We start from the raw sequence: 19085 nt of genomic DNA, 5'->3' as shown, positions 1-19085 counted from the left end.
GCGTAGTGGCCAGCCATCATGATGTGATGCCTTAACTTTACCATATAGCCAAGTAAAATTGAGGTTGTTATGGGTGAACAAGAGCGGTTTATGCTTGGTAAGTCGCTATACTCTATGAGGTTAGAGGCAGGCGCCCCAGCTGCTCCAGAACTAAAAAGTGAATGCAACGATGCACACAAGGAACGGCCCGGCCGATATATTTCGCCAGTTGGCAGAATGCGTAGGACATAGCGGTAGCCCCCGCTTTTACGCAACGCTGGTGGAGCGCTTAGCGGCGATACTCGGCGTTGATCATGTGCTAGTAGCCGATGTTACACAATGCAACCAGGCTGAGACGCTAGCGGTCTGGTCAAATGGCCGCTTGCTTAGCAATATTACTTACCCGCTAACCGGTACGCCTTGCGAAACCGCGTTGGGGAGAGAGCCCTGCCTATACTTTCGTAATGTTCAGTCACGCTTTCCTGACGATAAACTGCTTTGTGAATTAGGTGCCGAGAGCTACTTGGGTCGGGCACTCTATGCGGCTGATGGCGCGTTGATAGGCTTGTTAGCGGTACTTAAAAACTCCCCGATGCAGTTGAATAATTTAGCCGGTGAGGTTCTGCAAATCGCCGCCGCCCAGGCGGGGGCTGAGCTGGATCGCCAAAAGGCGGAACAGGCATTAAGAAAAAGCGAAGCGGTTGCGCGAGAAAGCGAGCGCCGCATGGATACGCTGCTCAACCACCTGCCGGGCATGGCCTACCGTTGTCTGAATGACCGTCATTGGACAATGCAAGTGGTGAGCCGGGGAGCCGAAGCATTAACCGGGTATCGGCCAGACGAATTGCAAGATAATCGGCTGACCAGCTTCGCTGCCCTGATTCACCCAGATGATCAAGGCAGGCTCTATGGCGAGGTGCAATCAGCCATTGCCACTCATCGCCCTTACCGCGTGACCTACCAACTGCTCCATCGCGACGGCGGCTACCGCTGGATGTGGGAGCAAGGCCAGGCCGTTAGGGATGAAACAGGCGAAATCGTCTGTTTGGAAGGCTTTATCTCTGATGTGACCGACCAGCAAGAGTCGCAGCGGGTGCAAAACGCCGTAGTTCAAGTGGCTTCTACGGTCACCACTCAGGTGGGGGACGGCTATTTTCAGCAGTTGATTGCTACCTTGGTGAAGGTATTGGAAGCTGACGCTGGCTTTATTGCGCTGCTGCATACTTCCCCCCAGGGCGATGAGAGCGTCTATGGGCAGGCTACGACCGTCAGCATGGTAGTTGAAGGCGTGCAGCGAGATAAGCACACCTTTGCGCTACGAGGCTCACCCTGCGAGCAGGTAGTGCTGGAGCGTGAAGCGGTCATGCATGACGGCCCGCCGCTAATGCTGCCAGGCACATTGCTGCCGACAAGGGCATGGATTGGGCGGCGTTTGGATAATGCCAACGGCGAAGCCATTGGCGTGATGATGGTGTTTTACCGCCAGCCATTGACGACTAATGCGTTCGCCACCTCGGTGCTACAAATCCTCTCCACCGGTGCTGCGGCAGAGCTTGAACGCCGCCGCGACCACCGTCATATGCATCAGCTAGCTTATACCGATAGCACCACCGGTTTACCAAACCGTGTCCGTTTTATGGAGCTATTAGCGCAGATGTGGAAAGAGGCGCAGCAAGGTGAGCATGGGCTTTCGCTGCTGCTATTGGATATCCGCCGTTTTAAAGAAGTTAATGATCTTCATGGCCACCAAGTGGGGGATCAACTGCTGGTCAAAGTGGCTGAACGTCTAGAGCAGATTAGCCGCTCATATGGTTCGCTGGCGCGTTTGTCAGGTGACGAATTTGCCCTGCTGGTAGTTCGCCCCGTCCCTAGTGATATAGGTCATCTTGTCGAGCAGCTACGCTTAGCGGTAAAGCCGCCGCTTTATCTGGAGCGTCGTGCCTTCCAACTCGATGTCAGCATCGGATTTGCCCATTACCCTCAGGATGTGGCCGAGGCAGGCGAACTATTTAACGCTGCCAGCATCGCCTTACATCACGCTAAGCGTCGCGAAAAAAGTATCTGCCCCTATACCCAAGCTATGCGCCATGCACTGCAGCGGCGCCAACGGATGACGGAGCGACTCAACGCCGCTATCAGTGAACATCAGTTAGAGCTCTACTTTCAGCCCCAGGTGGATCTTGCCAGTGGCCGGTTGACCGGCGCAGAAGCCCTGTGCCGTTGGTACGACGCCGAGTGGGGCTGGGTGAGCCCCGGTGAGTTTATTCCCCTGGCCGAAGAGCGCGGATTGATTCGCGCCCTTGGTGATTGGGTGCTGAAGGCGTCTGCTAGGCAGTTAATGGAGTGGCATAATCAGCCTGGGGGAGGGTTGCCTGGGAGATTATCGATCAATATTTCCGCCCAACAGTTTGCCGACCCAGAACTCACCAGCCACATTGCGCAACTCACCTCCGGGGTTTCACCGAGCGCTATCGCCCTTGAACTTACCGAAAGCGATTTTATGCGCGATCCAGATCAGGCCGTTGAGATTACCCACACCATGCGCCAAGCTGGCTATGCACTCTCTATCGATGATTTTGGCACCGGCTACTCATCGCTCTCCTACCTGCGGCGCTTCGCTGCCGACGCGCTGAAAATTGATATCTCCTTTGTGCGCGAAATGCTCGAAAACAAAAATGATCGTGCCATCGTGCAGACCATTATCGCCATGGCAAAAGCGCTAGAGATGAAGACCGTGGCCGAAGGCGTTGAAACTCGCGACCAAGCAAGTTTATTGGCTGAAATGGGCTGTAATGAAGCCCAGGGGTACTGGTTTGGCCGCCCGCTACCGGCGGATGAGTTTGCGGTGCAGTGGTTGACTACTTAGCCTTCTATTATTGCTAGGCTGTTATTGCGCTTGTGTATCGACGCGTCTTGATGCCAGCGTCATCGTCTTGTCATCACCTTTGGCATACCCTACGCGCCGCCAACCCGCGATGAAAGGAGTGCCCCATGCGCCTGGCCCTGTTTGATCTTGACGACACCCTCCTGGATGGAGACTGCAGCGACCGCTGGAATTTATGGATGATAGAGCAAGGTTGGATCAGCGATGCCGACGCCTTTATGGCACGAGCGGAGCAAATGCACCAGGCCTATCACGCCGGAAAGCTGAAGCTTGAAGAGTACTTAGCCATGACCCTGGCGCCGCTACGCGGGCGCCGGGTAAGAGATGTACAGAAAGAGGTCGAGCGCTTCGTCGCTACCCACCTGCAGCCGCGTATTTTTGATCAAGCCTGGGCCTGCCTGGAAGCGCATCGCCAGGCAGGTGACACGCTGGTGCTGATTTCCGCCTCGTCGCGTCACCTGGTCGAGCCAATTGCATCCACCTTGGGCATTGAACACGTGCTAGCGGTGGAACTCAGCGTGGAGCACGGCATTAATGAAGACCCACGCTATACCGGCGGCAGCGAAGGGGTTTTTTCCTATCGCGGCGGCAAAGTACTGCGTCTGAAGCAGTGGCTGGCCGAGCAACAGATCACCCCGAGTCACACCACCTTCTACTCAGACTCCCGCAACGACCTCCCGTTGTTGCAGTACGTGGATTGCCCCGTGGCAGTTAACCCAGACCCGGTACTGGCCGAGGTGGCTAGCGTTGAAGGGTGGCGGCGCTTAGACTGGCGAACGGAAAACCGGCCGTTAAGTCGTCCTCACCAGCATCCTCTAAATAGCCTGGTAAATCAGATTAAAGCCGACTAAAAACATCGCCAGAATCACCAGCCGGTAAAAGATCGTTTCGTTGACGCGGCTTTGCAACCATAGGCCATTACGTACGCCGATCCAGGCGATGGGCACCAGCAGCAGGGATGCCCAGGCGCTGGTGACGTTGATCTCGCCAAGCCACATATAAGGCGCTAACTTGATCACGTTGACTACTGCGAACGACACCGCGCAGGTGGCGATGAAGGTCTCTTTAGACAGTTTGCGCGGCAGCAGGTAGACGTTCAGAGGCGGCGCGCCCGCATGGGCCATAAAGCTGGTAAAACCGCAGACGCTCGCCGCGGGCAGCGCCCAGCGGGAAGAAATGGGCTTTTTAGCGACGGGCTTGAGTAGCATGTAAGCGGCGAACAGCAGGGTGATAACGCCCAGTATCAGGCGCAAGCCCTGTTCGCTTAAGCTGTCAAACAGCAGCGTCCCCACTGCAACGCCGATGAATAAGCCCGGTACAAAGCGCCAAACCTCTGCGGCTGACTGCTTCCCCCACCAGGCTTTTACGGCAAATACGTCCATCACCAGCAATAGCGGCAGTAGCAGCCCTGCCGCCTGGGCCGGGCTGATTGCCAGCGCCATCAGCGGCACCGAAAGCGTGCCAAAGCCCCCCGCAAAACCGCCCTTTGAAACGCCGGTCAGGTACACGGAAAACAGGATCAGCAGCCAGGCGATCACGGAGTAGTCGGGGAGCATGCGCCTCTCTCGGTTATCAATTCTCGGTTATCAGTTCGCGGATATCAGGGTCAATAAAAAGCCCCGCAGAAGCGGGGCAACAGCATAGCATTAGATGAACGTTAGCGGGCGAAGCGTCGCTCCATCAAGCCTTCATTAGCCACTCGTGATCAGGATCGTTGTGGAACTTCCACACCCGCTTGGGGCCGGCCATCACGTTTAAGTAATAAAGCGAGTAGCCGTGGGCAGCGCCAACGGGGTGATACCCCTTGGGCACCAGTACGCAGCAGCCGTTTTCTACCGCCATGGTTTCATCAAGGCTGCGGTCGTCGGTGTAGACGCGCTGAAAGGCAAAGCCCTGGGCGGGATTAATGCGGTGGTAGTAGGTCTCTTCCAACTGCGACTCGTGGGGTAAGTTATCCGCATCGTGTTTGTGCGGTGGGTAGCTCGACCAGTTGCCCGCGGGGGTGAATACTTCGACCACCAGCAGGCTATCGGCAGCCTCGGTTTCCGGCAAGATATCATGCACATGGCGGGTATTGGTGCCCTGGCCGCGGGTGCTCTGCTTGATGTTGTCAGGCGCTATCAAGCGTGGCGCATGATTGCCATGCCCTGGGGCCGCACACACGGCCAGCTCAAGATCGGTGGTCGCTTCCACCGCGTAGCTAACCCCATTGGGCAGGTAAACCGCATAGGGCGGAATCTGCTCAAAGATATCCATACGCTTGCCGATATCATCAAAGCGGTGCTCACCGCAGACCACATTGGCGCGACCAGTGAGCAGTACCAGGCAGAGTTCCTGATCATCGCTGCTGGCCTCCAGGCGCTGGCCCTTGGCGAGTTTATGTACCCGAAAGCCGACATGCGTCCAGCCAGCGGAGGCGGGAGTAACGTCAATCACGGTGCCTTGCGCATTCGGGGCGGTGGGGTGTACCAGTAGTGAAGTCATTATTCGCTTCTCCTAACGGTTCGGTGACGGTCTGGTCAGCCAAACGTCTTGAAAATAAAACCTTACGAGGCTGCTTAAACTGAAGCATCAAGCAGAATTTTGCGCCCTTCGCGTAGCGAGCGCTCCGCTGCCTCGGCTAAGCGTAATGCTTCTAACCCATCCTGGGCGCCTGCCAGAGGGGTACGCTTTTCGCGCCAGGCATCGACAAAGTCGCCAATCTCTAATCGATAAGCCTCTGCATAACGCTCTAAAAAGAACCACTTGGGTTTGTCTTCCACTTGCCCTGCCTCGCCGGTAAAGCGTAACCGGGTATCAGACTCGTTTTGTGCCTGGAGCATGCCTTGGCTGCCAAACGCTTCGATGCGCTGGTCGTAGCCGTAGCTGGCACGCCGTGAGTTGCTGATTTGGCAAAGTTTCCCACTGGCGGTAGTCAGGGTGACCATGGCGGTATCCACGTCACCCGCTTCACCAATGGCTGGGTCGATAATGCTGCTGCCGACGGCAAAAACACTTTCGATTGGCTCATCCAGCAGCCACCGGGCCATATCAAGGTCATGGATCATCATGTCGCGAAATAGCCCACCGGACTCAGCCACATACTCGGCTGGTGGAGGAGAGGGATCGCGGCTGATAATCGTCAGGGTTTCCAGTGCCCCAATACGCCCTTGGGTAATGGCTTGTTTAAGCGCTGCAAATTGGGGATCGTGGCGACGGTTAAAGCCTAATGCGCAGGTCACCGGGTGTTCACTGAGTACCTGCAGGGCATCTCGCGTGCGGGCTAAATCCAGGGCGATGGGTTTTTCGCACAGAATTGCTTTGCCTGCACGTGCCGCACGTTCCAGATACTCCGCGTGGGTGGGCGTGCTGGAGGCAATCAGCACTGCATCAATGGTGTCGTCGGCGAAAATATCATCGACACTGATCGCGCGGCTTGCGTACTGCTCGGCCAGGGCTTCTGCAGCAGGCTGATGAAAATCAGCCACGGCGGCCAGGGTAACGCTCGGGTGTGAATGAATGGCCTGGGCGTGTACCTTGCCGATGCGTCCAGCGCCGATAAGTGCGAGTTTCATAAGCTCTCCTGTTTTGTTGTTGGTGTTGGTTTGTTTGAGCATTTAGGTCTTACGTTTTTTGCTTTGGGCTTTTGCCTGAACTTTTCCCAGCGCTTTGTCCCGGGATTTGTCCTGGCGCACGCCAAGGGCAATCGCCAAGGCTTGGGTCAGGCAGAGCGATGCGGTCAAACTGCGGAAACTTTTTACCTCGGCCTCGTTGACCACAAACACCACATCGGCGAAACGGGCCAGGGGGCTGAGGGTCGAGTCGGTAATCACCACGATAGGCAGGCCACGCTGATGGGCGTCTTCATAGGCTTTTTGGCTCTCTTCGGCATAGGGGGAGAAGCTGATGGTCAGTAGGGCGTCGTGTTGGCTCATGGCACGCAGTTGCTCGCCGTACATACCCCCTAATCCACTGACCAATAAAGCGGGCTTATCCACATGCGCCAAGGCATAGGTCATATAGCTGGCGACCATGAAACTTCGCCGGGCGCCCATCACATGTATGGCGTGGGCCTGCTCAAAAATATCCAGCGCCTTCTCTAAGCTCTCTGGATTGATACGGCTGGGAAGCTGCTCCAAAACAGCTCGATTAGCATCGGCGAACTCCCATAACAGCTGGGTGCTATCTGGGGTTTCCCCGGTGGCGCTGCGCACCGCTCGAATTCGCTCGGTGTAGTTCGGCAATTCATCGACCAGGCGACTACGAAACAGCTGCTGCATTTCGGAAAAACCCTTAAACCCCAAGCTATTAGCCAGGCGAATCAAGGTGGAGGGGGTGACATCCGCCTGCTCGGCAATTTTGGCTACGGTCGCCAGCGCCACTTCCTGAGGGTGGTCGAGCATAAACCGCGCGGTTTGCTGCAAACGTTTGCTTAGCGTGTCGTACTCGGCGGTGATCAGCGTTTCCAGCTCGCGGTAGCTTTGTGGTGGCTGGGGCATACAAATTCCTTAGCGTTAACTCATGTACCACTCATTGCTCATGAACCAATGAGCAACGTGGCTGGTTGATATGCAGTCTAGCTGGTTGAAACAAATATTCCATTTATACCAAAGTATGGAATAAATAATTTGCTAGTTTTGATGTTTGGAATCTATATTTCATATCGCCAAGGCATTTAATGCCACTTCCCTACCAACAACGATAACGTTATGAGGAATTATTTATGGCACGTCTATCTCAATGGCTTCTAGCCACCGCCGCCACCACGGCTTTAATGGCAGGTGCCGCACAAGCACAAGAACCGGAACAAGAAGCGAGCCGCTTTGTCATGGTGACTCATGGCGTTCCCTCGGATCCTTTCTGGTCAGTAGTCAAAAACGGCGCTGAGGCGGCGGCTGACCTTGTAGGCGCAGAGCTTGAGTACCGCGCACCTTCCACCTTTGATATGGCCAAAATGCAGCAACTCGTCCAGGCGGCGGTAGCGTCTCAACCAGACGGTTTGATTCTGTCGTTCACCGACGAAAATGCCCTAGGCAGCGTTGTGCAAGATGCAGTCGATAACGGGATTCCCGTGATCACCATCAATTCCGGTGGTGATGTGGCGCGGGATTATGGTGCCCGTTTACACGTTGGGCAGAGTGAGTACGAAGCGGGTAAGCAGGCCGCCGAACGTATGCAAGAGTTGGGCGTTGAGAAAGGCGTTTGTGTCAACCATGAGCAGGGTAACCAGGGCCTTGACCAGCGCTGCGACGGTTTTGTCGACGGCTTTGATGGCAACGCTGATCAGTTGGCGACCACCTACGACCCCACCAATATTCGCAACGCCATCGTGGCTTATCTCAACCAGAACAGTGACGTTCGCGGTGTGTTAACGCTGGGCGCGCTGGCGGCAGATCCAATGATTAAGGCCATGCGTGAGCAAGGGGCGACCGACACATTCACTCTAGGTACCTTTGATCTCTCACCCGGCATTCTAGAAGCGCTTGATGCGGGCGACCTGGATTTTGCGATCGACCAACAGCAGTACATGCAGGGCTACTTGCCCGTTATGTTCCTGGATCAGTTCGTTAAGAACGGTCTGTTACCCGCAGGGGATGTTGCCACCGGGCCGGGGTTTGTCACTCAAGAAAACGCTGCGCAGGTTGTTGAGCTGAGTAGCCAGGGCATCCGTTGATAACGACCTAATCGGAAAAGGCTCGGCACCGCCGAGCCTTGGGAGTCGATCGCCATGAGTTCCAATGAAACTAACCAACCTGTTGCGCCAGCAGCGGTTGATCAAGATGAGCGGATTCAGAAAGTCTCATTTTGGAAAAAAGCGCTCAATCGCCCTGAATTGGGTGCGCTAGCGGGTGCCGTGTTGGTGCTTGCCTTCTTTATCGCCGCGTCCAGTGGCACCGGGATGTTTACCCCCGCCGGTATTATTAATTTTCTTGAAGTCGCCGCCCAGCTCGGCATTATCGCCACGGCGGCTGCGCTGCTGATGATCGGCGGTGAGTTTGATCTATCGATTGGCTCGATGATCGGCTTGGCCGGCATTCTGATTGCTATCCCTGCGGTGGAGTATGGCTGGCCGCTATGGGCGGCTATTTTATTGGCCTTCGCATGTGCAGGCTTGGTGGGCTGGATTAACGGTAATCTGGTCAATAAAACGGGGTTGCCTTCCTTTATCGTCACGCTGGGTTTTTTGTTTATTCTGCGTGGCCTGGCGATTGGCGTCAGCCGCTTATTGACCGGACGTACTCAGGTCGGGGGCGTACAAGAGCATATTCCAGGTGACTGGTTCGCGGCGCTATTCTCCGGTGAGGTGGCCACGGGCCTGTTTACCTGGATGGCAGCCAATGGCTGGATGGCGACCAATTTTGCGGGCAACCCCGTCGTCTCGGGCATTCCAGTCTCTATCGTCTGGTGGCTCGGCTTAACCGCTGTGGCAACCTGGGTGTTGCTGTGCACGCCTTACGGTAACTGGATCTTCGCCAGCGGTGGCGACGCTAACGCCGCGCGCAACTCGGGTGTGCCTGTCCACCGCGTCAAGATCTCGCTTTTCATGTTTACCGCTTTTTCCGCCACCATTTTTGCCTGCATTCAGGTCATGGATACCGGCTCGGCGGACACTATTCGCGGCCTGTTAAAAGAGCTGGAGGCCATTATCGCAGTGGTCATTGGCGGCGCTTTGCTGACCGGTGGCTATGGGTCTGCCATTGGTGCGGCCCTCGGTGCGTTGATCTTCGGCATGGTGCAAATGGGCATCTTCTACACCGGTGTCAACACCGACTGGTTCCAGGTCTTCCTGGGCGTGATGCTGCTGGTGGCGGTGCTGTTTAACAACTACATGCGCAAAAAGGCGATGGAGGCCAAATAATATGACCACACGTACGCCAATGATTGAGATGCGCAATGTCAGCAAGCACTTTGGCAGCGTTATCGCCTTAAGCGATATCTCGATGCAGGTCTATGCCAGCGAAGTGATGTGCCTGTTGGGGGATAACGGCGCAGGCAAGTCGACGCTAATCAAAACCCTCTCCGGGGTTCATCAACCCACCCATGGCGAAATGCTGCTGGATGGCGAACCCGCCCGCTTCAAGTCACCGGCTTATGCGCTAGATGCGGGTATCGCCACGGTTTTCCAGGACTTGGCGATGGTGCCATTGATGTCGATTACCCGGAACTTCTTTATGGGCCGCGAACCGACGGTGGGCTGGGGGCCGTTTAAGCGCATCGATTGGAAGTATGCCGACCGGGTTGCCAAAGAGGAGATGGCCAAGATCGGTATCGATGTGCGTGATCCAAGCCAGCCGGTGGGTACGCTTTCCGGTGGCGAACGCCAGTGCGTAGCGATTGCCCGGGCGGTCTATTTTGGCGCCAAAGTGCTTATTTTGGATGAGCCAACATCCGCACTCGGGGTCAAGCAGGCCTCCGTGGTACTGCGCTACATCGCCAAAGCCCGCGCCGATGGCCTTGCGGTCATCTTTATTACCCACAACGTTCACCATGCCTACCCCGTGGCTGACGCTTTCACCCTATTGTCACGCGGTGGCAGCTTGGGCTCCTTCCGTAAAGAAGAAGTCAGCCGCGAAGAGGTACTCAATATGATGGCGGGTGGCGCTGAGCTAGAAAGTCTGGACGCAGAGCTCGCGGAGTTCCAGCGGGACGATAAAGCCAAGAAGGCCAACTTAGCAGGTCAGGGCCCTCAGCCTGGAAGCGAAACAAGTTCCGGCCACTCTTCACCGCGTATTGCTGGCGGCTATTAAGGAGACATGATGAATAACCCAACCTCATCCTCTCCGTTCACACTGGCCGTGTGTGCTGAAATGGTCTTCCGCGATTTGCCCGTACTGGAGCGCGTTAAGCGTATTGCTGAACTGGGCTTTCAAGTCGAAATTTGGGACTGGACAAAGCACGACATCGAGGCACTAGCCAGTAGTGGTGCGACATTTTCATCCATGACCGGCTATGTCACCGGCACCCTGGCGGATGCCGCCGGGGCCGATGAGCTGCTTCGCACCGCCACTGAGTCGGTTGAGGTAGCAAAGCGCCTGGGTATTCCGCGCCTTAACCTGCACGGCACCGGGCTAGATGGTGATGGGTTGCCCGTTCAACCTTGCCAGCAGATGACCGGTGCTATGTGGCTCAAAGCCCGCGACACACTCAACCGGCTGGCGGATCTCGGCGAGCAGCATGACGTCACCTTTGTGCTTGAAAACCTGAATACCGAGGTTGACCACCCCGGTGTGCCGTTTGCTCGCTTGGCAGATGTGTTGGCGCTTGTCGAAAGCGTTGATCGGCCGGGTCTGCGCATCATGCTGGACGTTTATCACGCCCAAATTGGCGAAGGTAATCTGATCGAATTGATTCGCCGCTGCGGGCCGTACATAGGTGAAGTGCAGGTGGCCGATGTGCCTGGGCGCTGCGAACCGGGAACGGGCGAGATTAACTACCCGGCCATTGCCAAAACGCTGAACGACATGGGGTATCGCGGCACCGTAGGGCTGGAAGGCTGGGCCTCGGGTGATGATGAGGTGGCGCTCGAACGATTCCGTGCGGCCTTCGCATTTTAGCCACCCAAGACGCTTTTACGCCCAGAGTCATCTTTTGTCCGATACCACGAATTTGTGACGTGGGGAGACGTTTATGCTGAATAACAATAGTCAACACCGACCGCTTGACCTGATTTGTCTTGGACGCGTGGCGGTCGACCTTTACGCCGAACAGATTGGCAGCCGTTTAGAAGATGTGGCCAGCTTTGCCAAGTACCTGGGTGGCAGCTCGGGCAATATGGCATACGGCACCGCTCGTCTCGGGTTGAAGTCGGCCATGCTCTCGCGGGTAGGCGATGAGCAGATGGGCAACTTTGTGCGCGAAGAGCTGGAGCGGGTGGGGGTGGATACCACTGCGTTACAGACCGACCCCGAGCGCCACACCGGCCTGGTACTGCTGGCGCTGAAAGACCGCGAAAGCTTTCCACTGCTGTTTTACCGTCGTAACTGCGCCGATATGGCCATCGACGCTGACGCCATCGACCCTGAGTTCATTGCCCGGGCAAAAGCCCTGGCGATTACCGGTACGCACCTTTCTACCGATACCACCCGCCGGGCGTGTCGCAAGGCGCTGGACGCCGCCGCTCATTATGGCGTGAAGCGGGTGTTGGATATCGACTACCGGCCGGTGCTGTGGGGGCTGACCAATCCTGGAGATGGTGAAACCCGCTTTATCGCCGATGATAAAGTGACCACCGACCTACAGCGTTGGCTGCCGGATTTTGACCTGATTGTGGGTACCGAAGAGGAGTTTCATATTGCCGGCGGCAGTACGGACACCTTGGCGGCGCTGTGCGCAGTGCGTGAGGTTAGCCAGGCTACCCTGGTTTGCAAACTGGGGCCCATGGGCTGTGTAGTGTTTGAAGGTGCTATTCCTGAGCGTATTGAAGACGGTATTTTGGTCAAGGGCGTGCAGGTCGAAGTGCTTAATGTGCTGGGCGCCGGGGATGCCTTTATGAGCGGGCTGCTACGGGGGTGGCTACGCAATGAGCCCTGGCAAACCAGCTCTGCCTATGCCAACGCCTGTGGCGCGCTAGTGGTCTCCCGTCACGGCTGTGCCCCCGCCATGCCCACTGAAGACGAGTTATTTGATTACCTGGCGCGCCGCGACGAAGTACCCCGTCCGGATATCGATCAACGCCTAAATCATTTGCACCGGGTCACTACCCGAGTGCCTGCTCAGTGGCCTGAAGTACTCGGACTGGCATTTGACCACCGCCGCCAGCTCACCGATATGGCCCGTGAAGCGCATGCCGACATTGCGCGGCTACCCGCACTCAAAAAACTCCTGGTCACCGCCGCTGAAGAGGGCGCAAAGCTGGGTGGTATTCCCACGCCCGCGATTCTGGTAGACGACGTGCTGGGTCAGGACGCGCTCAATCACGCCAGCGGCAAAGGCTGGTGGATTGGCCGTCCGGTGGAACTGCCAGGGTCACGTCCGCTGCGCTTCCAGCATGGCGACGATTTAGGTGCCTGCCTGCGCAACTGGCCTAGAGAGCAGATCATTAAATGCCTGGTCTTCTACCATCCTGACGACGAGATTGCGCTGCGTCTGGAGCAGGAGGAGCGTCTGCGTCAACTCTATCAGGCGGCCTGTGCGTATGGGCTGGAGTTGCTGATTGAAATCATTCCCCCTGCAAACATGCCCAACGACGATAAGACGTTACCGCGAAGCCTGCAGCGGCTTTACAACCTGGGCATTCGCCCCGACTGGTGGAAGCTGCCTGCCATGTCAGATGCCGCCTGGCAGGCGGTGGGCGAGATCATTGAGCGCGAAGATGCCTACTGTCGCGGCGTCGTACTGCTCGGGCTCGACGCCCCTATGGACGATATGAAGCGCGGCTTTCAAGCAGCAGCCAATCATGCCTGCTGCAAAGGTTTCACCGTTGGGCGCACGCTATTTGCCAGCGCCAGTCGCGACTGGCTGGCGGGGCGTATCGACGATGCCAGCTTGGTAGAGCGGGTCGCCCAAAACTATGCCGAACTGATAAAGGCGTGGCGGCAATTAAGACAGGCGCAGCCGCAAACGCTGGCCCACACGGAGGAGGCGTAAGATGAGCACTATTCGACTCACCATGGCCCAGGCGCTGGTCAAGTACCTTGCCGCCCAGCGTATCGAGCTAGATGGTCATGAAGTGCCACTGTTTGAAGGCGTGTTTGCAATTTTTGGCCATGGCAACGTAGCCGGGTTGGGCGAGGCGCTTTACCACGTGCAAGACCGCTTGCCGACCTTTCGTGCCCATAACGAACAGACCATGGCCCACGCGGCCATCGCCTTTGCCAAAGCCAGCGGCCGTCAGCGCTTAATGGCCGCTACCAGCTCGATTGGCCCAGGGGCGACCAATATGGTTACCGCTGCGGCGCTCGCTCACGCCAACCGTTTGCCGATCTTGCTGCTGCCGGGAGACACCTTTGCCACCCGCGACCCAGACCCGGTGCTGCAACAGGTAGAACATTTTGGCGACCCGACCATTAGCGTCAACGACTGTTTTCGTCCGGTATCGCGCTACTTCGACCGTATCAGCCGCCCAGAGCAACTGCTGACCAGCTTGCCTCAGGCGATGGCTACCCTGCTTGATCCCGAACACTGCGGCCCGGCGACCCTGGCACTGCCCCAGGATGTGCAGACCTTCGCCTACGATTATCCAGAAGCGTTTTTTGCCCCCAAAGTACATCGCATTCGCCGCCCGCCGCCGGATCTTTATGAGCTTCGTCAAGCAATCGCCGCGCTGCAACAGGCCAAACGCCCGCTAATTATTGCCGGTGGCGGCGTGCATTACGCCGCTGCCTGCGACGTCCTGGCCGAGTTTGCCAAAGTACGCGGCATCCCGGTGGCTGAAACCCAGGCGGGCAAAGGCGCACTGGCCGACAGCCACCCCTGCGCGGTAGGTGCCATTGGGGTGACCGGCAGCGCGGCCGCTAATCAGCTGGCGGAGCAGGCTGATGTCATCCTCGCCATAGGTACGCGGCTGCAGGACTTTACCACCGGCTCTAGGGCGCTGTTTGAGGGCAGCGATAAAACGCTGATTGCCCTCAACGTTGGCCGTTTTGACAGCGTTAAGCATCAGGCGCTACCACTCACCTGCGATGCCTTGATTGGCTTGGGTGAACTTGATGAAGCGCTAGGCAAATGGCGCGGCAGCGATGAATGGCGCGAACAAACCGGAACGCTCAAGCGCGAATGGGCCGAAATAGTACACCGGGTAACCGCTAATCAAGGACTGGCGCTACCCACCGATGCCCAGGTGATCGGTGCGGTGAATCGCCAAGCAGGCAACGATACCACCGTGGTATGCGCCGCCGGTGGCTTGCCCGGCGAGCTGCATAAGCTCTGGCAGTGCTCGGGCCCTGGCAGTTACCACGTGGAGTACGGTTTCTCCTGCATGGGCTATGAAATTGCCGGTGGTCTAGGCGTCAAGATGGCCAAGCCCGAGCGGGAAGTGGTGGTGATGGTTGGTGATGGCAGCTACCTGATGCACAACTCCGAGCTGGCCACCTCGGTGATGCTGGGCCACAAGCTGATTGTGGTGGTGCTGGATAACCGCGGCTATGGCTGTATCAACCGTTTGCAGCACGCCACCGGCGGCGCGGGCTTCAACAACCTGCTGCAGGATTGCCGTACGGTGGAGGCGGGCGCGCCGAAAACCGATTTTGCCGCCCATGCCAAATCCCTGGGCTGTGAGGCTGAAGCGGTGAGCGGTATTGCGGAGCTGGAGCAGGCGCTGGTGCGCGCTCGCGCAGCACAGTCTACCTACGTGATTGCTCTAGATACCGACCCGTTACCCAGTACCCAGGAAGGCGGCACTTGGTGGGAAGTGGCCGTGCCCGAGGTTTCCGAGCGTGAGGCGGTCAATAACGCCTATCAAGGGTACCGCGAAGCCAAACAGCGCCAAGCCCGGTAAGCGAATGCAGCACATCAGATAGTCGGCGATAGGGCAAAGCGAGGGTCTTTCGCTTCAGGGATGGCGAAAGTAGCGCCCAGGGATGGGTTTACAGCGCCCTCGCGACGCCCTAACGCCGAAAATGCTCACATAATCACAAGGAATACGTTATGCCAACGGTCACTTTAGGCATCAACCCGCTCACTTGGACGAACGATGATTTGCCCAGCCTGGGCGGCGCAACGCCCCTGCAAACCTGCCTGCAAGAGGGGCGCGAAGCGGGCTTTAGCGGCTTTGAACTGGGCAATAAATTTCCCCGCACGCCGGATGCCTTGAATGAGGTGCTTAGCGCTCACGATTTGGCGCTTGTTTCAGGCTGGTACTCCGCACATCTGTTAGAGCGCAGCCCGGAAGAAGAGATTGAAGCCATTCAAGACCATATGAACCTGCTCAAGCAGTGCGGCGCCAAGGTCATGGTGCTGTGTGAAGTTACCCACTGTGTGCACGGCGACCAGGCGCGCCCGCTCTCTCAACGCCCGCATCTTGCTGAAGAAGAGTGGCAGCGTTTGCTAAAAGGTCTGGACATAGTGGGCGACTATTTGAAATCTCAAGGTATTCAACTGGTGTATCACCACCACTTGGGCACGGTGATCGAGAGCCAATCGGATGTTGAGCGCTTAATGGACAACACCGGTGAAGGAGTAGGGCTGCTGCTTGATTTTGGTCATCTACGCGGTGCTGGCGGCGATCCGCTCGCCATCGCCAAACGTTACAGCCAGCGTATCCATCATGTGCACTGCAAAGACCTGCGCTTCCCGGTGTTAGACGCAGTGCGCAACCGCGACAAAAGCTTTTTAAACGGCGTGCTGGACGGCCTGTTTACGGTGCCGGGGGATGGCAATGTGGATTTTCTGCCCGCCTTAACCCACCTGCGCGAGCAAGGGTATCAGGGTTGGTTAGTCGTGGAAGCCGAGCAAGATCCCGAAGTTGCCCACCCGCTGACTTATGCCCGTCTGGGTTACCGCAATTTACGTCAGCTTGCCGAGCAGGCGGATTTTGACATTGCCGACTAAAACAGCACCCGCGACGCATTTTTATCAGGAGTCTTTATGAAGACGCTATCCCACTATCTCAACGGCCAACATATCGCAGGCCAGAACCAACGCACTTCGCCGGTTTATAATCCCGCCACCGGCGAGCAAAGCGCCCAGGTGGCGCTGGCCACCGCTGACGAAACCCGTGAAGCGGTGCGCATCGCCGATGAGGCCTTTGTCGCCTGGTCAAAAACCTCACCGCTAAAGCGCGCTCGAATTCTTTTTAAATTCAAGGAACTGGTCGAGACGCACACCGACGAGTTGGCGCGACTAATCTCCAGTGAACACGGCAAGGTATTTTCAGACGCCAAAGGCGAAGTGACCCGCGGTCTGGAAGTGGTCGAGTTCGCCTGCGGCATACCCCACTTGCAGAAAGGCGAGCACTCCATGAACGTCGGTACCGGCGTGGATAGCTACTCGATGATGCAGCCACTGGGCGTATGCGCAGGTATCTCACCGTTTAACTTCCCTGCCATGGTGCCGATGTGGATGTTCCCTATCGCCCTGGCCTGCGGCAATACCTTCGTGATGAAACCGTCTGAAAAAGACCCCTCTACGCCGCTGCGATTAGCCGAGTTGTTAAGCGAAGCGGGCTTGCCGGATGGCGTTTTCAATGTCGTCAACGGAGATAAAGAAGCCGTGGACGTGCTGCTCACCGATGAGCGTGTGCAGGCGGTAAGCTTTGTGGGTTCCACGCCCATCGCCGAATATATCTACGTTACGGCATCAAAACATGGCAAACGCGTTCAGGCCCTTGGCGGCGCCAAAAACCATATGGTGATCATGCCCGATGCGGATCTGGATCAGGCGGTGGGTGCGCTGATGGGGGCCGCGTACGGCTCGGCAGGGGAACGCTGCATGGCGATTTCCGTGGCGGTGCCCGTGGGTGAAGAGACCGCTAATCGCCTGCGTGAAAAACTGGTGGCAGAACTGGAGAAATTGACGGTTGGGCCTGGTCTGGTCGATGGCCCGGATAACGATATGGGCCCGCTGATCACCCGGGAGCATCGCGATAAAGTGGCGGGTTATATCCAAACCGGCGTCGATGAGGGCGCCGAGCTTGTCGTGGATGGCCGTCAGACAACCATCGATGGCGCGGGCGATGGCTATTTTATTGGGGGGACGCTGTTTGACCATGTGACACCTAAGATGCGCATTCACTCCGAGGAGATCTTCGGCCCGGTGCTGGCGATTGCCCGTGCGGAAAGCTTTGACGAAGCCGTCAGCATGGTCAATGCCCACGAGTATGGTAACGGCACGGCGATCTTTACCCGGGATGGCGACGCTGCGCGTCAGTACTGCGAGCAGATCCAGGTTGGCATGGTGGGTGTTAATGTGCCGATTCCGGTGCCCATGGCGTTCCACAGCTTCGGCGGCTGGAAGCGTTCGTTGTTTGGCCCGCTGCATATGCATGGCCCGGATGGCGTGCGCTTCTACACCCGCATGAAAACCATCACCCAACGCTGGCCCAGTGGCATTCGTGAAGAGACCAATCACTTCACTATGCCGACGATGTAAACAGCCTGATAGTGGCTCAATAATCAACGCCGGGCCTAGCCCGGCGTCATTGTTTTGCAACAGGGATAATCATAATGAAAACCCTCAAAATTGGCTTAATCGGCACCGGCTTTATGGGTAAAGCCCACGCGATTGCCTTTAACGCGGCGTCCAGCGTTTTTGAACTACCCGCTAAACCCGTGTGCGAACTGTTGGCAGACGTCGACCTCGCCACAGCCGAAAGCCGGGCGCGGGCCTGGGGCTTTGCCCGCGCCACCGACGATTGGCGTGCCCTGGTGGCAGACAGTGGAGTGGACGTGGTGGATATCTGCGCGCCCAATTTTCTGCATAAAGAGATGGCGCTGGCCGCCATTGCCGCGGGCAAGCATGTTTACGCTGAAAAGCCGCTGGCGCTAAGTAGCGCCGATGCCGACGAGATGGTCGCTGCGGCTGAAAAGGCGGGCGTCAAAACCCTGGTGGGCTTCAACTATATTCGCAATTCAGCCACCCAATTGGCCCGCGAAATTGTCGCCAGTGGTGAAATTGGTGAGTTGATTCACTTTCGCGGTCGCCACAACGAGGATTATCTACTCGACCCGCAAAAGCCCCACGACTGGCATACACAGCGGGCAACAGCGGGTGCCGGCGCGCTAGGCGATGTGGGGTCGCATATTCTCAATATGGCCGAGTTTTTAACCGGTCAACGTATTACCGAGGTATGCGGTCAACTACAAACTGTCATTGCCAAGCGTCCCAGGGGCGACGGCAGCGGTATGGCCGAAGTGGAAAACGACGACCAGGCCCAGGCCATGCTGCGGTTTGACCAGGAATTAATTGGCAATATCGAGACCTCCCGGGTAGCCGCTGGCCGCAAAATGGGCCTGGCCTACACGCTAACGGGCACAAAAGGCGCCATTGTGTTTGACCAGGAGCGCATGAGCGAGCTGCAGCTATATCGCCATGGTGATGCCCCAGGGAGGCGCGGCTTTACCACTTTGTTTACGGGCCCCGAACACCCCGACTATGCCGCTTTCAGCCCCGCGCCGGGGCATGGGCTGGGCTATAACGATCAGAAAATTATCGAAGTGCGTGATCTGGTCGAAGGCATCATCAATAATCGCCCTCTCTACCCCGATTTTCGCGAAGCCGCTCGGATTAATCGACTGATCGATGCCATCGAAAAGTCGGATCAGACCGGCCGGTGGGTGACGGTATAGTCGTGGCTACTACACTAAGC

The 19085-nt window shown here is 57.2% G+C and carries 15 protein-coding genes; 11 read left to right on the top strand and 4 right to left on the bottom strand.

Annotation, left to right across the window (positions count from 1 at the left end; genetic code table 11):
* The first annotated feature begins 169 nt into the window (after positions 1 to 169).
* Positions 170 to 2845, top strand: coding sequence for an EAL domain-containing protein (locus QT231_RS08490; RefSeq protein ID WP_308336476.1), 2676 nt, complete (start codon positions 170 to 172; stop codon positions 2843 to 2845).
* A gap of 125 nt (positions 2846 to 2970) precedes the next feature.
* Positions 2971 to 3714, top strand: coding sequence for an HAD-IB family hydrolase (locus QT231_RS08485; RefSeq protein ID WP_308336475.1), 744 nt, complete (start codon positions 2971 to 2973; stop codon positions 3712 to 3714).
* Here the strand turns inward: QT231_RS08485 and QT231_RS08480 are convergent.
* The 4 genes from QT231_RS08480 to QT231_RS08465 form a co-directional block, all read right to left on the bottom strand.
* Entirely contained in the window at positions 3679 to 4419 is a 741-nt protein-coding gene (locus QT231_RS08480) for a sulfite exporter TauE/SafE family protein (protein WP_308336474.1), read from the bottom strand. The two genes, QT231_RS08485 and QT231_RS08480, sit on opposite strands and share 36 nt — an antisense overlap.
* 124 nt (positions 4420 to 4543) lie before the next feature.
* The gene (gene iolB / locus QT231_RS08475) at positions 4544 to 5347 is read right to left on the bottom strand and encodes a 5-deoxy-glucuronate isomerase (protein WP_308336473.1); all 804 of its coding nucleotides are present in this window, start codon (positions 5345 to 5347) and stop codon (positions 4544 to 4546) included.
* Between the two features lie 74 nt (positions 5348 to 5421).
* Positions 5422 to 6417 (bottom strand): inositol 2-dehydrogenase, encoded by a 996-nt coding sequence (gene iolG, locus QT231_RS08470; protein ID WP_308336472.1) that lies wholly within the window; start codon positions 6415 to 6417, stop codon positions 5422 to 5424.
* A 42-nt stretch (positions 6418 to 6459) separates the two neighbouring features.
* Positions 6460 to 7341, bottom strand: a complete 882-nt coding sequence (locus tag QT231_RS08465; RefSeq protein ID WP_308336471.1) for a MurR/RpiR family transcriptional regulator — start codon at positions 7339 to 7341, stop codon at positions 6460 to 6462.
* Positions 7342 to 7565: 224 nt separating this feature from the next.
* On the opposite strand from QT231_RS08465, the gene QT231_RS08460 reads away from it, so the two are divergent.
* The 9 genes from QT231_RS08460 (at position 7566) to QT231_RS08420 (ending at position 19065) form a co-directional block, all read left to right on the top strand.
* On the top strand, positions 7566 to 8516 hold the full coding sequence (locus QT231_RS08460) for a sugar ABC transporter substrate-binding protein (RefSeq protein ID WP_308322505.1): 951 nt from the start codon (positions 7566 to 7568) through the stop codon (positions 8514 to 8516).
* A 54-nt stretch (positions 8517 to 8570) separates the two neighbouring features.
* Positions 8571 to 9701 carry an ABC transporter permease gene (locus QT231_RS08455; protein ID WP_308322506.1) on the top strand — a complete coding sequence of 377 codons (1131 nt, stop codon included), beginning with the start codon at positions 8571 to 8573 and terminating at the stop codon, positions 9699 to 9701.
* A gap of 1 nt (position 9702) precedes the next feature.
* The gene (locus QT231_RS08450; protein ID WP_308336470.1) at positions 9703 to 10590 is read left to right on the top strand and encodes an ATP-binding cassette domain-containing protein; all 888 of its coding nucleotides are present in this window, start codon (positions 9703 to 9705) and stop codon (positions 10588 to 10590) included.
* 9 nt (positions 10591 to 10599) lie between these two features.
* Positions 10600 to 11397, top strand: coding sequence for a TIM barrel protein (locus QT231_RS08445; RefSeq protein ID WP_308336469.1), 798 nt, complete (start codon positions 10600 to 10602; stop codon positions 11395 to 11397).
* Positions 11398 to 11470: 73 nt separating this feature from the next.
* The gene (gene iolC / locus QT231_RS08440; RefSeq protein WP_308336468.1) at positions 11471 to 13429 is read left to right on the top strand and encodes a 5-dehydro-2-deoxygluconokinase; all 1959 of its coding nucleotides are present in this window, start codon (positions 11471 to 11473) and stop codon (positions 13427 to 13429) included.
* A gap of 1 nt (position 13430) precedes the next feature.
* On the top strand, positions 13431 to 15278 hold the full coding sequence (gene iolD / locus QT231_RS08435; protein WP_308336467.1) for a 3D-(3,5/4)-trihydroxycyclohexane-1,2-dione acylhydrolase (decyclizing): 1848 nt from the start codon (positions 13431 to 13433) through the stop codon (positions 15276 to 15278).
* Between the two features lie 149 nt (positions 15279 to 15427).
* Positions 15428 to 16330 (top strand): myo-inosose-2 dehydratase, encoded by a 903-nt coding sequence (iolE, locus tag QT231_RS08430; RefSeq protein ID WP_308336466.1) that lies wholly within the window; start codon positions 15428 to 15430, stop codon positions 16328 to 16330.
* A 36-nt stretch (positions 16331 to 16366) separates the two neighbouring features.
* The gene (locus QT231_RS08425; protein WP_308336465.1) at positions 16367 to 17869 is read left to right on the top strand and encodes a CoA-acylating methylmalonate-semialdehyde dehydrogenase; all 1503 of its coding nucleotides are present in this window, start codon (positions 16367 to 16369) and stop codon (positions 17867 to 17869) included.
* A 74-nt stretch (positions 17870 to 17943) separates the two neighbouring features.
* The gene (locus QT231_RS08420) at positions 17944 to 19065 is read left to right on the top strand and encodes a Gfo/Idh/MocA family oxidoreductase (protein WP_308336464.1); all 1122 of its coding nucleotides are present in this window, start codon (positions 17944 to 17946) and stop codon (positions 19063 to 19065) included.
* The last annotated feature ends 20 nt before the right edge of the window (positions 19066 to 19085 follow it).

The sequence above is a fragment of the Halomonas sp. SpR1 genome, assembly GCF_031010175.1.
GTDB lineage: Bacteria > Pseudomonadota > Gammaproteobacteria > Pseudomonadales > Halomonadaceae > Vreelandella.
The sequence above is the reverse complement of the archived record's forward strand: the minus strand, read 5'-3'. Positions and strand labels throughout refer to the sequence as shown.

Excerpts from the sequence above, each read along its gene's own strand:
- QT231_RS08490 (WP_308336476.1), top strand. The coding sequence starts at position 170 with ATGCACACAAGGAACGGCCCGGCCGATATATTTCGCCAGTTGGCAGAA.
- QT231_RS08485 (WP_308336475.1), top strand. The coding sequence starts at position 2,971 with ATGCGCCTGGCCCTGTTTGATCTTGACGACACCCTCCTGGATGGAGAC.
- QT231_RS08480 (WP_308336474.1), bottom strand. The coding sequence starts at position 4,419 with ATGCTCCCCGACTACTCCGTGATCGCCTGGCTGCTGATCCTGTTTTCC.
- iolB (WP_308336473.1), bottom strand. The coding sequence starts at position 5,347 with ATGACTTCACTACTGGTACACCCCACCGCCCCGAATGCGCAAGGCACC.
- iolG (WP_308336472.1), bottom strand. The coding sequence starts at position 6,417 with ATGAAACTCGCACTTATCGGCGCTGGACGCATCGGCAAGGTACACGCC.
- QT231_RS08465 (WP_308336471.1), bottom strand. The coding sequence starts at position 7,341 with ATGCCCCAGCCACCACAAAGCTACCGCGAGCTGGAAACGCTGATCACC.
- QT231_RS08460 (WP_308322505.1), top strand. The coding sequence starts at position 7,566 with ATGGCACGTCTATCTCAATGGCTTCTAGCCACCGCCGCCACCACGGCT.
- QT231_RS08455 (WP_308322506.1), top strand. The coding sequence starts at position 8,571 with ATGAGTTCCAATGAAACTAACCAACCTGTTGCGCCAGCAGCGGTTGAT.
- QT231_RS08450 (WP_308336470.1), top strand. The coding sequence starts at position 9,703 with ATGACCACACGTACGCCAATGATTGAGATGCGCAATGTCAGCAAGCAC.
- QT231_RS08445 (WP_308336469.1), top strand. The coding sequence starts at position 10,600 with ATGAATAACCCAACCTCATCCTCTCCGTTCACACTGGCCGTGTGTGCT.
- iolC (WP_308336468.1), top strand. The coding sequence starts at position 11,471 with ATGCTGAATAACAATAGTCAACACCGACCGCTTGACCTGATTTGTCTT.
- iolD (WP_308336467.1), top strand. The coding sequence starts at position 13,431 with ATGAGCACTATTCGACTCACCATGGCCCAGGCGCTGGTCAAGTACCTT.
- iolE (WP_308336466.1), top strand. The coding sequence starts at position 15,428 with ATGCCAACGGTCACTTTAGGCATCAACCCGCTCACTTGGACGAACGAT.
- QT231_RS08425 (WP_308336465.1), top strand. The coding sequence starts at position 16,367 with ATGAAGACGCTATCCCACTATCTCAACGGCCAACATATCGCAGGCCAG.
- QT231_RS08420 (WP_308336464.1), top strand. The coding sequence starts at position 17,944 with ATGAAAACCCTCAAAATTGGCTTAATCGGCACCGGCTTTATGGGTAAA.